Genomic DNA, 13,348 nt, shown 5'->3' on the forward strand with positions numbered 1-13,348 from the left:
TTTAATTAATTACTAATGAATCTTTGGCGGGCGAAGGTTGCTGTCCGCCTCTCAAAATGCTGTTTCCATGAAACTTTTCGGTGTGGTCAATGGCGTAACCGGATTCAAAATCGCTCACGTCAATCTGCCCGCTTTTGCCAAATGCGTCAATGGCATTCTGATAAGTCACAAGGCGGATCGTTTCATCTGAAATGCCACGCATTTTCATTAACGCAGCTGTTTTAGGAATTGCCAAGGGATCAGAAATGCCCCAATCGGCCGCAGAATTGACCATAATGCGCTCAGGACCATATTGTTCTACGACTTTTACCATGCGCTCATTGCCCATTTTGGTAAAAGGATAAATCGTGAATGCAGCCCAAAAACCTTTGTCCAAAACACTTTTAACCGTTTCTTCATTATTATGGTCCACAATCACCCACGAAGGATCAATGCCATGTTCTAATGCAATGGCCATGCTCCGTTCCGTTCCTTTTTTCTTGTCGCGGTGCGGCGTGTGGATCTGCACAGGAAGTTTCGCCGACTTGGCCAGTTCAAGCTGTAAGCGGTAATATTTTTCTTCGGCAGGCGTCTGATCATCGAACCCGATTTCGCCCACGCCTACGACGCCTTCTTTATAAATATATAATGGCAAGATTTCCATAACCTGCTCAGCAAGCGGCTCATTATTTGCTTCGCGGGAGTTTAAACCCATTGTGCAATAATGTTTTATGCCAAATTGCGAAGAGCGGAATCTTTCCCAGCCAACGAGGCTGCTGTAATAATCTTTGAAACTTGAAAGCCCCTGTCCGCGGCTGCCCAACCCAAAAAGCCGGCTCGATCAATGCAACGATCCCGGCCTGATGCATGGCCTGATAATCGTCCGTTGTGCGGGAAACCATGTGGATATGCGGATCAAAAAAGCGCATTCCTTTGATCAGGTCTTTGTAGTCGTTCCAGGCAATGTCTCGGTGCGCAGGTGCGGCGACTGTTTCTTCGCTGTCTTCGAAATGCGAAGGATTTGGTGCTAGATCGTTCGTGTTAAGGCACATAAGTTCAGGTGTCAGTGTTCAAGATCGGCCCAGGTGAATGCGCCGGATCTAACCGATTTTTCTAGATCAATGTATTTGGCCAATAAATAATTAGCAGCAGGAAGTGACGAATCTTTGCAGGCCAGCGCCGCAGCTTTACGGTCTTCTTCAAGTTCTGAATCAAACAAATGCTGCATATCTGCCAGCAATGTCGGGTTCATGAATTTTCCGGCCAGTCGCCACACTTGCGCCGGAACGCTTCGTCCCGCAGCCCAACGCTCATGCGCGAAATCTGAAAGCGTCATCGCCAGTTTTTCGTTCGCGCGATTTTCCAGTCCTTCTATAAAATGGATTGGCTTATCATTAAATATTGTTTTTAAAACCAGCTGATTCCACGCCAGTTCGCTGAAATGCTTTTCCGGATAAGGGTTATGCAATGCAATGGCATCAAAAACAAAACCCATATTGGAACGGACCGCATCAGTGGCCCTGAAAAGCCATTGATCCGGGTAGGACAGGACTGGCAATGCCGAATAAAGCGCCACCAACTCATTCATTTCAGCCGTGTCAAAAAGCGTTTCAACGTTCTTTACATATTCCTCTTTGTCGGATGGATCAAGCTGGGTAAGCAGCCAAACGCGCGCAAGCCTCACCAGCGACCAGCCTTCAACCGAAAAGCCGGGAATCTCTGCATTCAATGTGAATTTTCCGCTTTCGTCGACGGAAATGATTTTTTTAGGAAGAAAACGTGGCGCTGAAACGAAGGCCGTCATAATATCCATTGGGCTGGAAAGCGCTTTTTGCTGTAACCAGTCAGCCTCAGTAGTGGAAATATTGAGGGCCAGAATATCCCAAATCCTATCTTTAATAATGTCGGACATAACGAAGCAATGTAACTCGATTCACATAGAATGTTGACTTGTAAATCGTTCTAATAATGGGTTATGGAATAATAAAGTATTTTTTACTTATAAAGTTTCCCTTTGAAATGCTATAACGCGTTTGTGCATTAAAAAGGCGCTTATACACGGGATTTAAGCCTATTTTTAATCAAAATCTAATGTGCCGGGTGAATCTTAACTGTTGTCAAAAGTCAAATTCTGTAATTCCGGGGTCATTTAATAAATGGTGCGTGAGCTTTTCGTGCTTCTTTTCCGAGCCCTGCAATGTCCAGCTCCCGGTTATCTGCCCATTTGAGCGACTTTGCTGGCCTTGCAAGATTTTCAGATCGTGATCTTTGAACAGCTCCTCGTACAATTTCAATGTCTTTTTCTGGTAAGGGCACACGAGTCTGTAATTCCGGATCTGGCTTTTTTTGCGGATAAATTTCTGGATAGGAGCGAGGATCACGAGCGAAAGTCCGGAAATAACGAAGTCGCAACCGTGACTTCATAAAAGCCAGCGCCTATGCCCATGCCGATGGCAGCCGTAACCCAGACAATGGCTGCGGTGGTGATGCCGACGACGCGGTTGTTTTCCCTGAAAATAATTCCGGCGCCGATGAAACCGATCCCCGTCACAATGTTGGCGGCGATCCGGCCCGCATCCGAGCTAATTTTTATAGAAAGAATAGTGAAAAGCGTGGAGCCAACCGCAATCAGGATCATCGTCCTCAACCCCGCCGACTTGCTTCGATACTCCCGTTCGGTGCCGATAATAGCACCCAGAAAAAAGGATATCAGCAACTTATAAACGTCTTCAGGCAATAACTCCATTTTAAAATTAAAGGCTACAAAGTTCAAAAGCCGGAAAGACGCTAAATCTCCCGGCTTTTGATGGGTTTGAATTATTTCCGATTCATCATCTCTTCAATTTCCTCTGCTTCAATGGGAATATGTGCCATTAAATCGAGGTTTCCGTTTTCGGTGATGAGGATGTCGTTTTCGAGGCGAATTCCCAGGCCCTCTTCGCGAATGTAAATGCCGGGCTCGCAGGTAAAGACCATTCCTGGCTCGAAACGGCGGTATTTATTGCCAACGTCGTGAATGTCGAGTCCTAAAAAATGTGAGGTTCCGTGGGGGAAATACTTTTTGTAGGCAGGCGTTTCGGGATCTTGTTTTGCAATGTCGTCCTTTGTAATCAAGCCTAAGCCTATCAGCTCGCTCTCCATCATTTTTCCGACTTCCAGGTGATATTCGTCCCAAATGTTGCCGGCGACTAACATCCCTTTTGCTGATTTGAAAACCCTTAAAACCGCATCGTAAACATCCCGTTGCCGTTTCGTAAACCGACCATTAACCGGAATGCTCCTCGTCAGATCGGCTCCGTAATTGGCATATTCGGCCGCAACATCCAGCAAAAGCACGTCGCCATCCTTGCAAGGCTGATCATTTTGAATGTAGTGCAGCACGCAGGCACTGGCGCCGGATGCAATAATGGGCTGATAAGCAAAACCCTTAGACCGATTGCGGACAAACTCGTGCAGCAGCTCTGCCTCGATCTCAAATTCCTGCACGCCGGGTTTTACAAATGTCAGAAGCCGCTCGAAACCGAGTTTGGTAATGTCGCAGGCTTTTTGCAAAAGTTCAATTTCCCTCGGCTGCTTGATCGCCCGAAGCTGGTGCATGAGCGGCGCAAGCCGGGCCAATGTGTGAATGGGATATTTGTCTCTGAATTCATTTACAAATCGCGTTTCACGCGTCTGCACCGGCGAGTCGTTCCGCGTGTGCTCGTTGGTGTTGAGATAGACATGATCTGCTTCAAAAACAATATTTCTGAAAACGGTTTCATATTGGTGCGTCCAGTAAATGGTCCTGATGCCGGTCACTTCCCGCGCTTGCTCTTTCGTCAGTTTTTCCCCTTCCCAAACAGCGATCATTTCATTGGTTTCACGCAGAAAAAGAACTTCGCGCAACTTCTCGTCGGGATGTTCTGGTGAGAGAACGAGGACCGTTTCTTCCTGATCCACGCCAGTCAGGTAAAAGAGGTCTGAGTTCTGTTTGAAGCCCATGGAGCCGTCTGCATTGGTGGGCATAATGTCGTTGGAATTGAGGATTACCAACGATTTTGGCTTCAACAATTGGGCAAGTCTGCGGCGGTTTTCAGTGAACAGATCCTTGCCAATGGGGGCGTAACGCATAAGAGCTAAATTTTTGTAACTGGTAATTTAATTTGCAAAATTACGTTTATCTTGTTCAAAAATAGCGCGTGAAACCGGCAAAAAACCGGTTGTTGATAAAGACCTAACTGTTAAAAATTTCATGAAAAGATTGTTTCTCCTGGCGTTTGTTTTCGCTCCTTTAATGTTGTCGGCAAGTCCGAAATACTGGATTTACCTTAAAAATAAGGATTTGAATGCAACGCCCGCTATATCCGCACTAACCGTTGAAAACCGCATCAAACTTGGCATCGCAGCATCTGATGAGCTGGATCTGCCTGTGAAAAGTGACTACGAGCGCGCATTAAAAGAACAATCGGTTAGCATTATCAATCGCTCCAAATGGCTGAATGCAGTTTCGGCAATCATGACCAGTGAGCAGGCACAAAAAGTGCGTGAGCTGGATTTCGTTCAGGAGGTTGTTCCTATTGATCCCGGATTTTACATTGCCCGGACCAAGGCCATTGAAAGTGCAAATGGCGCCCGTAATGTCGCAGGTTCAGGCTAATGCATTTACAAAAGAGAACATTTCAGCCAAAGACGTAACCATAGGCGTGATCGACGCTGGTTTTTACGGAGCAGATTCTTCACTTTCGCTTACACAGATTTTTTCCAACAAAAGAATATTAGGCATTCGCGATTACGTGAAGCCAGGCCGCGCAGGAGAATTGCTTTTCAGCACCGCCGAATCATTTTCCGATATGCACGGAACGGAAGTCCTGGCTGCCATTTCCGGCATCGATTTTCAGGATGAGATCCAATATGGCATGGCGACCAATGCAAAATTTTATCTGGCCAGAACAGACTATTCATTGCGGGAATACAGAGGCGAGGAAGATAACTGGATCGCGGCGATGGAATGGATGGACAGCCTGGGTGTGCGGTTGATCAACACATCATTGGGTTATGCCAAAGGATTTTCGGATCCGAAAGAAAATTACACGCCGTCTCAAATGGACGGGAAAACGTCAGCGATTTCAAAAGCGGCGCATATTGCATCAGACAAAAAAGGCATTATGCTGATTGTTTCGGCAGGAAATGAAGGTGACGATAAAAGCTGGAAAATTGTTTCGGCTCCGGCAGATGCAAAAGGCGTTCTGGCTGTGGGCGCGACCAATGGAAAGCTTTGGAACAGAATCGGTTACAGCAGTGTAGGGCCTGAGTTTTTGTCTTATGTAAAGCCTAATGTTTCGTGCTTCTCTTTATATGGAACCTCATTATCTGCACCGGTGATCACAGGTTTTGCAGCATGTCTTTTACAAGCGAATCCTAAATCGACCAATAAAGAATTGATCAGTCTTATTGAAAAATCGGCGCATTTGTATCCTTATGGCAACAATTTCGTGGGTTACGGCGTCCCGCAGGCCTCACGTGCACTGGCACTTGCAAAAGCGCCTTACTTGCCTGACAATGCTAAGCTGATCAATGCAAAAGGACGCAGCATTGACGTGGATGTAAACAGCGATGAGCAAATGGTGGCCATTTACAGAAAGAAAACGGATAAAGATGTTCTGGCGCAGCAGGTTGCCAAAATTCAGAATGGCAAGATTGCGCTGAAACGCCGAGAACGGTGAGCGCTTCACGACCATTGACCTTAAAACATATGTGATCGAAGTTGCCTGGGATTGATATCAGCCTGAGTTTCTGAGGCGCGCTTCTTCCAAATCCAATTCTCTTTCTTTTCGTCCTTATCAATTCGCTCGGAAACAGATCTGGTCCCGTCGAATTTTTCTCTATCTCCTTCTCGCGCTTAATGCCAACAATGTCAACAAGCATTCTGCGGTAAGCTTGGCAAACCCAAGCGTCGCGTTGTTATCGACATCGAGATAGCGGCTGTCGGCAAGTCTGAACGAATCTTTTCGTATCGGTCTTTCAAAAGCCGGAAAGGCTCGAATCTGCGAGATTTCCCCTTCATAATTAGCCTGACATTCCAGGCTCTACAATGCGAAACGTGCATTAATGATTGCTTTCTGCTCAGTTTCGTCGACCTTCGTCCTCGATTTTCAGCCAGCGAATCACCAGCGGAAGGCTTAAACCTTGTAAAACAAGTGCTAAAGGATTACTACAAATGTGATAAATAAGATCATATTACGATGGGGAAAGCCTTCCCGTCAAGGGTAAGCGGAATTGCCAGCGCCTAGGCAAGGGAAACGACGCCTCGCATGCTCAACTCCAAGCAACAATGAAAGAAGTTCGCCACGTTGGTCTAGGCCCCACTGATCTCTGATTTTTTATAAGCCCTGCAGATAAGTGCCCGGGAAAACCCAAATCATGCGTATTAAAATGGTAAACAATGCTGAGAACCACTGTGTATATTAGTTCGGGCAATGTATAAGCGCCAAGTCGATTCGATCACTTCCGGGCGATCGAAGGCCTATGAAGAACGAAAACAATGCCATTGAGCAGGAAAATGACCGTCTCCCAGACATAAGCGCTCTGCATCCGGGTTTGGTAAGAAAATACTTCATGACGAACGAAAGCTCAGAAATAACCCGCCGCTCACCACCGCCAGCACACCCGAATATTCAAAAATGTTCCGCCGCGATGTACATCATATAAGGTGTGATCGAATGTAAGCGCTCGTGTCGATGCTGGGTGGTGGTAGGGGAATATTTGCTGAACGAAGTAAAGCAGGTTCGCAATCGCGAGCCGCGACAACAATGCCCATTCCGGCAACCAGGAAAAAGTCGACCTCGGCTTTCCAAAGGACAAATTGTCCCGTTGCAATGGTCGCCAGTGCAAACCGGAACACGATGAAGCGACGAAGCGTCATTAACCAGGCTTTCGCCTTCGAGGATGGTCACCACTTTCTTCGGCACTTTAAGTCCTTGCAAAACCGAAGTGGCTGCCACCGCATCGGGAGGAGAAACGACGCCGCCGAGGAAAAAGCCCGATGGCCAATGTAAAGCCGGGAATGATCGAGCTTGAAAGATAGGCGATCGCTGTTGCCGTAGACACCACAAGTCCGATCGCAAGTAATCCGATAGGCCGTCGGGATTCCCAGAAATCTTTCCAGGACGTGTTCCAGGCAGCGGAGTATAATAAGCTGGTGGTAAACAGATCAGGAAGTCCCTAGTCAGGTTCCAGTCGGACATGCGGCATGCCCGGAACAGAACTGATCAGTAAACCTGCGATAACCAAAAAAGATAGGACAGGCAGCCCCGATTTTTTTCGCTCAGCATGGTGAAGCATCTGAGACGATGAAAAGCAGGGAAATGATTAATAGTAAATTATCGTGAACCATAGAGGAAAGAGAAGTTTCGGGATATAAATGTATGCAAAAATGAAAAGAGACGTTATAAGATTTTTGCGCGCTACAATTCGAGCACGCAAAATGATTTTTTGGTTCATCTTTGCTGGAAAAATAAGAGATTTTTCTATCTTTATCGCTTCGAAAATTCGTGTAACTATCATAAAATCTATCACCTAATCCTTAATTAACGATGAGTACTTCTCGACGAGACGTTCTGAAAACGGCAGGTATCGCACTGGCAGGCAGCACATTACCAGCTGTTACGATCCTTAACCCGAACCGTGCGTTTGCAGGGGTCAATGCCGAGACGCTTAAAGTGGGTTTGATCGGCTGCGGCGGACGTGGTTCCGGTGCGGCAAACGCAGGCTTTGAAGGCAGATCCAAATGTTGTTCTTCACGCAATGGGCGATATTTTCAGAAGACAAAACGGACTCTTCACTTGAAAAACCTGACCAAGGTTCACGGGTCAAAGGTGAAGGTTGATGAAGGTCATAAGTTTGTTGGATTTGAATGCTTTCAAAAAAGTACTTGATTCGGGTGTTGACGTTGTGATCCTTGCAACGCCTCCGCATTTCCGTCCGGAAGCATTTAACGGCTGCTATCAATGCAGGCAAGCACGTTTTCTGCGAAAAGCCAGTCGCTGTTGACGCGCCCGGGGTGTTCGTAAGGTTTTGGCAACTGCTGCCAAATTGGCAAAACAAAAGAACGTATCCTGAATGTCAGGTTTCTGCTGGCGTCACCATGAGCCAAAAGCGTGCAAGTTTCGGTAAGATCCTGGACGGCGCTGTTGGTGATATTTCTGCCATTTATAACACTTACGATACAGGCACATTGTGGTCTTTCCCAACGCGTACAAGGCTGGCCAGATGCGCTGAAATATGTGTTGCGTAACTGGACTTACTACACTTGGCTTGCCGGTGACCACATTGTTGAGCAAGCTGTGCACAGCATTGAGCATGATGTCATGGGCAATGGGCGGAAAACTGCCATTGTCAGCAGTAGGAACAGGTGGACGTCAGGTGCGTACAGATGCACTTTTTGGTAATATATTCGACCATTTCGCTGTCACTTACGAATATGAAGGCGGCGTAAAAGGTTTCCACCATTCAAGACAACAGGCTAACTGCGAAAACAGCTATCTGGTTGAAACAATCGGAACAAAAGGCCGTGCAATGGTTAACTGCGCTAGAAACGTTCATGAGATCTTTGGTCAAAACCCATGGAAATATGAAGGTGCGCAAAATGATATGTATCAAACTGAGCACAATGAGCTTTTTGCTTCCATCAGAAGCGGTAAGCATATCAATGACGGTGAATTTATGGCGCAAAGCACACTTCTTGCTATTATGGGAAGAATGGCTGCGTACACAGGAAAGCGTATTACCTGGGATGAAGCAATGAACTCAACAGAAAAACTGGGCCCTGATACTTACAGCTTCGATATGAAGCCGCCAGTTGCTTGAAGTTGCGAAACCGGGTATCACAGCGTTTTCTTAAAATCTTATGCAAAGAAGAGATTTTCTGAAAAACTCAGCTTCCGCGGCATTCGCTGCAACGGCAGTTGGGAGTGGAATAGTGGCAGCACCTGCTTTTGCAGATGCTGCTGCATCAGCCCATCCACTGGCACCACCGATGGTGAAAAAGAGCCTGATGTGGGGAATGGTCAAAGAAGATTTGTCTGTGATGGACAAGTTCAAATTGCTCAAAGATCTGGGTTACGACGGTGTCGAGCCAGATTCTCCCGACAAGCTGGACATGAGGAAGTGCTTGCAGCCCGCGACAAAACGGGTTTACTGATTCCTGGAACCGTCAACTCAATGCACTGGAAATTACCATTATCCGACCCGGATCCTAAGAAAAGGGAAGAATGTGTGAAATCCATCGAAAAAGCATTGCTGGACACCAAAGAATATGGCGGCAGCACGGTTCTCGTCGTGCCAGGCGTGGTAACCGCAACCGTTTCTTATGCAGAAGCCTACGAACGTTCTCAGGCTGAGATCCGCAAATTGCTTCCAATCGCTGAAAAACAGGCGTTAAAATTGCCATTGAGAATGTTTGGAACCAGTTTTTGCTCAGTCCGCTGGAAGCTGCGAAGTTTGTTGACGACTTCAAGCATCCGATGGTAGGCTGGTATTTCGACGTTGGAAATGTGCTGCGTTACAGCTGGCCTGTTTCCTGGATCGAGGCATTGAACAAGCGCATTTTGAAGCTCCACCTTAAAGAGTTCAGTTTCAAAAAACAGCCAACGACTAGGCCTTTGGAAGGGATACGTAAGTGGAGTTCATGGAAGGCGACAACAACTGGCCCGAAGTGAATAAAGCCTTACAAAAGATCGGTTACTCAAGGCTGGGCATCCGGCAGAAGTTGCCGGTGGCGACAGAAAGCGCCTGCTAACCATCCGGGAGAAGATGGATGAGGTTTTTAAGGCGTAATCAAGACGAAATGTAATAAATGTAAATAGCCCGGATTTCCGGGCTATTTTGCGTTATACCAAAGAAATTTTATTATTCTTGCGTAATTATTATGACACACTATATTCTTCATGCCTGCACAATTACTTTCCTTTTCTGGAGCATTTACTCCACTCAATGACAATGTGTTCATTCGGAATCTCTGCAAGTTTTAAAACTGATTCATGTGCCGAAAGGTAAGACTGCTGCTTTCCGAAGGCTAGGTTTGCAACAGGCTTTGGTTTGTCAAAAAAGGGCTTGTGCGCGGCTGTTATACGATCAATCACAGTTCAGGCAAAAGTTGCGAAGTAACCGAATGGTTTGCGAGCGAAAATCATTTCTTCCACGCACTTCGAGAGCTTCGTCCAGCAGATTCCTTCGCAAGAATATATCGAGACATTAGAGCCGAGCCAACTGATTTACATTTCGCGCGAAGACCTATATCGCTTATACGCCAAACATCCTGAAATCTGCAAATTAGGAAGGCTTATTGCTGAACAATACGGGCTGGACCACAAAGAGCGGCTGCGTAAAATGCGCCTGCATTCCGCACAGGAACGGCTCGACATTTTTCATCAGCAATCAAAAAAACTCTTCCTCAGAGTCCCGCAAAAATACATTGCATCATACTTAGGCATATCAGAAAACTACGTAAGCAAGCTCAAAGCCAGACAACGAATTTTCTGGGTTTTTGTAGTTGCGAAACTGGGTTTTTGGTGGGTGTTGTATGACTATTAGAAGTTTTATTTGTATCAATCAAACTTAAAATTCTTGATTGAAAAATGAAGCACACATTTTTATATTTAGCTAAGCTTTTATTGCTGACCACCTTCCATTTGATAGCTACGACTGGATTTGCGCAAGGCACTTTGCCTAAAAGTAATTTTTTCAACAGGCTAAATGCGCTCATCGACGAGGAAGTTGAAAGGTCCCGTTGGGAAGTTGCGCTGAACTTAGACGTAAGTGATTTTTACCTTGGTGAGACATATACGTATATGATCAAGCGGAACGTAGGCAAAGGTAAAAATCTCGGAGCCTGGCGGTTTTCGTTGTCACCTTATTTTAGCTCGACCTACGATGGTTTAGAGTCAGACAAGTCCAAACAGCTTTTTAACCGTGACGAAAGACATTTAAATCCCAGACTTGAATTAGGATACGAATGGCACAAAGTGGACGGGAGATTTATGCTTTTCTATGGATTAAGCACCATATGCGCAATTGAAAATGACAAATATGAAGAACTCTATCATATGAATCCGGATGGCACTTACACATCGCCACAAGGTCGATATTCAGAAAGTTCCAGAAAACAAATGGCATCCATTGGCGGTCTGTTTGGTTCAAAATGCCATTTGACAAAAGACTTCTCATTCTCATTTGAAAGCCAGCTGCAACTCAAATATCTAATGAATAGGCAAAATGCATTCTTCGACTACACGCCAATTCTTAAAGGTTTCGACCGTAATATTTATTTCGAGCCAAACCTCTTTTACGCAATCAACTTCAGTTACCACTTTTGACTCCACTATAATCAATAAGCCATGAGAAAATTTGCGTTAGTAACGTTTGTATTTCTATTGCCCTGGAATAGCCATGCACAGGAGTTGTACAAAAGGCATCCGTGGGAGTTCCATGTCAGCGTCCATTCAGTTAGGCATAATGTATCTTGGTTAGCTTACCCGTTTATGCTAAAACGTAACGTGGGCCAGAGTAATAAACTAGGTGCTTGGCGCATTGTTGTCTTTCCATTTTCTCGCTTCTCCAAAGCCCGTTATGGGCTTGACTCTTCTTCTAATAACAAGCATAAGTCCTTACAATTTATGCCAACAGTGCAAATAGGATATGAGTGGCAAAAAAGAGTTGCAAAATCGATGGCGTATTACGGTGTCGATGTTGGATGGTTTGAGAGACTTGATAAGTCTAGACTCACCGTCGATCCTTGGGATGGCAATCAGACTTATTTCGAAGTTGCTAGAACAAGAGATCAAATTAATACAATGTGGCTTTCAGGTTTTGCAGGAATTAAACATTACATCACACATCGCTATTCCGTGTCAGTTGAGAGTCAGCTTCAATTCAAATATAATGTTACTTCAAGTACGCATTGGGGCGAGGGTGTGCAGGTAGCGCGAGATACACAGCGCACAATGAATATAGAGCCTTTCAGTATACTATTTCGTCACTTTGAGTTATAACTTTTAAATATAAAGTATGCTATGAAATCTTTACGTAGTACACAAGGTATTTTCATTATGTTGCTATTAAGCACATTGTTCAACTTTGTATTTGCAGCAGACCCAATCGTTTATGTCAAAGGCACAACGGCCAGTTCTATTCATGATGGAAAGGATTTTTATGGCCTGGAGCCTAGTAATGCAGAGTATACAACACATTACTATTACATTCCACATATTGTAATGCCTCTGAATAACAGCAGTGTTCCGGATACTGCTAAAAAAGAATATGAGTGGAAGGTTGTAGGAGGAGATCCTGTCAGTGCAATAAGTGTAGAGCAGTTTACTGCAAAATGGAACAACACTGTAAATTATAGCAGCGGCACGCCGACTAAAACAATAAGGCTTACCGTCACTTTCAAATGGACGATTAAGGGTGTGAAGTATTCCAAAAAAATAGTAAGCATTCGATCAACGGGAGCGGTATCAAGCGCAGCCTATTGAAGTGAAATACATCAGTGTCCCGAATTCCTGTTAGTTTTAATGGTTCGACAGTCGGCAATGGCAGCACGCTCGCTTACTGCATGCGGGAGCAGGTCCGAAAACGCTTTCAATTCCTGCGGCGAGCACCGATCCTTTTGGGCCGGTAACTCATCATTTCCATTATCCTGCTAACTGGTCGGGGCCGGCGAGTTCGAACACGCCATCTGTTACGGTGAATACTAATGCGAAGACAGGAGGCACAATCAAAGTGGAGGCAAAGCGGAATGATAGCAATTTTAAAAACAAAGATTTCAATCACAATAACCCGCCCCCTGCCCAGAATCCCGGTCATCAACATCCGGCCCGATCTTACTTTGCGCTCCAAAGGACATTACTGCTTCGGCTAGCAATGCGACTTCTTATAACTGGGCTTCGACGGGTGGGATTACGGTTAGTTCGCCGGGAAATACGAATATGGCACATTTGACTGGGGTGAGCGATGGCACGGTGAAAGTTTCGGCGACAAATGCTGCCTGTGGTGTTACTACCGCTGACAGCACGCCTGATTCAGGTGAAGAGAAGTGCGCCGCAGGCGGCATCATTGCTTGTTACTGAAAACGGCTGGCGGAACGCCGGATTTCATGTGCAACGGCGCCGGCGTTTCTTTAATGTGCCTACACTCAGCGAGCCCGAAACCGAAGTTTAGCATTTGGACTTCATCCGATCCTGCCAATACAATTCGCGAACTCGAATGGCGGAACGGCCTATTTCAATTCTTATGTCAATAATTGCTATGGCGTCGATGTCACCGCTAGCAATCGCTTCGGCTCCGTCAAAAAAGGAATCACAATTGGTGTTGATAAATCGCTTGCAGGACGGTC

General features: G+C 45.7%; 16 protein-coding genes and 3 pseudogenes. 12 read left to right on the forward strand and 7 right to left on the reverse strand.

Annotated elements, in window-relative coordinates:
• Position 1: 1 nt before the first annotated feature.
• The 5 genes and pseudogenes from AC0IYG_RS10010 to AC0IYG_RS10030 all read right to left on the reverse strand — a co-directional run bounded on the left by AC0IYG_RS10010 (position 2) and on the right by AC0IYG_RS10030 (position 4,089).
• Positions 2–1,031: pseudogene (locus tag AC0IYG_RS10010) on the reverse strand (TatD family hydrolase).
• Between the two features lie 11 nt (positions 1,032–1,042).
• A complete protein-coding gene (locus AC0IYG_RS10015; protein WP_471710950.1) occupies positions 1,043–1,891 on the reverse strand; it encodes an EboA domain-containing protein in 849 nt (282 codons plus the stop codon).
• Positions 1,892–2,096: 205 nt separating this feature from the next.
• Positions 2,097–2,360: a hypothetical protein gene (locus tag AC0IYG_RS10020; protein WP_471710951.1), complete on the reverse strand. Its 264-nt coding sequence runs from the start codon at positions 2,358–2,360 to the stop codon at positions 2,097–2,099.
• A complete protein-coding gene (locus tag AC0IYG_RS10025) occupies positions 2,357–2,725 on the reverse strand; it encodes an MgtC/SapB family protein (RefSeq protein ID WP_471710952.1) in 369 nt (122 codons plus the stop codon). Before AC0IYG_RS10025 ends, AC0IYG_RS10020 begins: the two co-directional genes overlap by 4 nt.
• Positions 2,726–2,796: 71 nt before the next feature.
• On the reverse strand, positions 2,797–4,089 hold the full coding sequence (locus tag AC0IYG_RS10030) for an aminopeptidase P family protein (RefSeq protein WP_471710953.1): 1,293 nt from the start codon (positions 4,087–4,089) through the stop codon (positions 2,797–2,799).
• Between the two features lie 121 nt (positions 4,090–4,210).
• On the opposite strand from AC0IYG_RS10030, the gene AC0IYG_RS10035 reads away from it, so the two are divergent.
• Entirely contained in the window at positions 4,211–4,615 is a 405-nt protein-coding gene (locus tag AC0IYG_RS10035) for a hypothetical protein (RefSeq protein WP_471710954.1), read from the forward strand.
• On the forward strand, positions 4,578–5,681 hold the full coding sequence (locus AC0IYG_RS10040) for a S8 family serine peptidase (protein WP_471710978.1): 1,104 nt from the start codon (positions 4,578–4,580) through the stop codon (positions 5,679–5,681). The genes AC0IYG_RS10035 and AC0IYG_RS10040 overlap by 38 nt, the downstream gene beginning before the upstream one ends.
• A gap of 977 nt (positions 5,682–6,658) precedes the next feature.
• On the opposite strand, the gene AC0IYG_RS10045 is transcribed toward AC0IYG_RS10040, so the two are convergent.
• Together AC0IYG_RS10045 and AC0IYG_RS10050 are read right to left on the reverse strand one after the other, a co-directional pair.
• Entirely contained in the window at positions 6,659–6,880 is a 222-nt protein-coding gene (locus AC0IYG_RS10045) for a hypothetical protein (protein WP_471710983.1), read from the reverse strand.
• Between the two features lie 43 nt (positions 6,881–6,923).
• Positions 6,924–7,202 (reverse strand): annotated as a pseudogene (locus tag AC0IYG_RS10050) (hypothetical protein); the annotation flags it as partial.
• Between the two features lie 348 nt (positions 7,203–7,550).
• Between AC0IYG_RS10050 and AC0IYG_RS10055 the strand changes: the two are divergent.
• From AC0IYG_RS10055 to AC0IYG_RS10100, 10 genes and pseudogenes are all read left to right on the forward strand, one after another.
• Entirely contained in the window at positions 7,551–7,892 is a 342-nt protein-coding gene (locus AC0IYG_RS10055) for a hypothetical protein (RefSeq protein WP_471710955.1), read from the forward strand.
• Positions 7,893–7,915: 23 nt separating this feature from the next.
• Positions 7,916–8,251 carry a hypothetical protein gene (locus tag AC0IYG_RS10060; protein WP_471710956.1) on the forward strand — a complete coding sequence of 112 codons (336 nt, stop codon included), beginning with the start codon at positions 7,916–7,918 and terminating at the stop codon, positions 8,249–8,251.
• Entirely contained in the window at positions 8,239–8,823 is a 585-nt protein-coding gene (locus AC0IYG_RS10065; RefSeq protein ID WP_471710957.1) for a Gfo/Idh/MocA family oxidoreductase, read from the forward strand. Before AC0IYG_RS10060 ends, AC0IYG_RS10065 begins: the two co-directional genes overlap by 13 nt.
• Positions 8,824–8,863: 40 nt before the next feature.
• Positions 8,864–9,157 (forward strand): hypothetical protein, encoded by a 294-nt coding sequence (locus tag AC0IYG_RS10070; protein WP_471710958.1) that lies wholly within the window; start codon positions 8,864–8,866, stop codon positions 9,155–9,157.
• A pseudogene (locus tag AC0IYG_RS10075) lies at positions 9,124–9,674 on the forward strand (sugar phosphate isomerase/epimerase family protein). Before AC0IYG_RS10070 ends, AC0IYG_RS10075 begins: the two are co-directional and overlap by 34 nt.
• 457 nt (positions 9,675–10,131) lie before the next feature.
• Positions 10,132–10,548 carry a Crp/Fnr family transcriptional regulator gene (locus AC0IYG_RS10080; RefSeq protein WP_471710959.1) on the forward strand — a complete coding sequence of 139 codons (417 nt, stop codon included), beginning with the start codon at positions 10,132–10,134 and terminating at the stop codon, positions 10,546–10,548.
• Between the two features lie 44 nt (positions 10,549–10,592).
• Positions 10,593–11,330, forward strand: coding sequence for a hypothetical protein (locus AC0IYG_RS10085; protein WP_471710960.1), 738 nt, complete (start codon positions 10,593–10,595; stop codon positions 11,328–11,330).
• A gap of 21 nt (positions 11,331–11,351) precedes the next feature.
• Positions 11,352–12,005 (forward strand): hypothetical protein, encoded by a 654-nt coding sequence (locus tag AC0IYG_RS10090; protein ID WP_471710961.1) that lies wholly within the window; start codon positions 11,352–11,354, stop codon positions 12,003–12,005.
• Positions 12,006–12,026: 21 nt separating this feature from the next.
• Complete coding sequence (locus tag AC0IYG_RS10095; protein ID WP_471710962.1) at positions 12,027–12,488, forward strand: hypothetical protein; 462 nt, start codon at positions 12,027–12,029, stop codon at positions 12,486–12,488.
• 369 nt (positions 12,489–12,857) lie between these two features.
• On the forward strand, positions 12,858–13,082 hold the full coding sequence (locus tag AC0IYG_RS10100; RefSeq protein ID WP_471710979.1) for a hypothetical protein: 225 nt from the start codon (positions 12,858–12,860) through the stop codon (positions 13,080–13,082).
• The last annotated feature ends 266 nt before the right edge of the window (positions 13,083–13,348 follow it).

It is taken from the genome of Dyadobacter sp. AC419 (assembly GCF_979253085.1).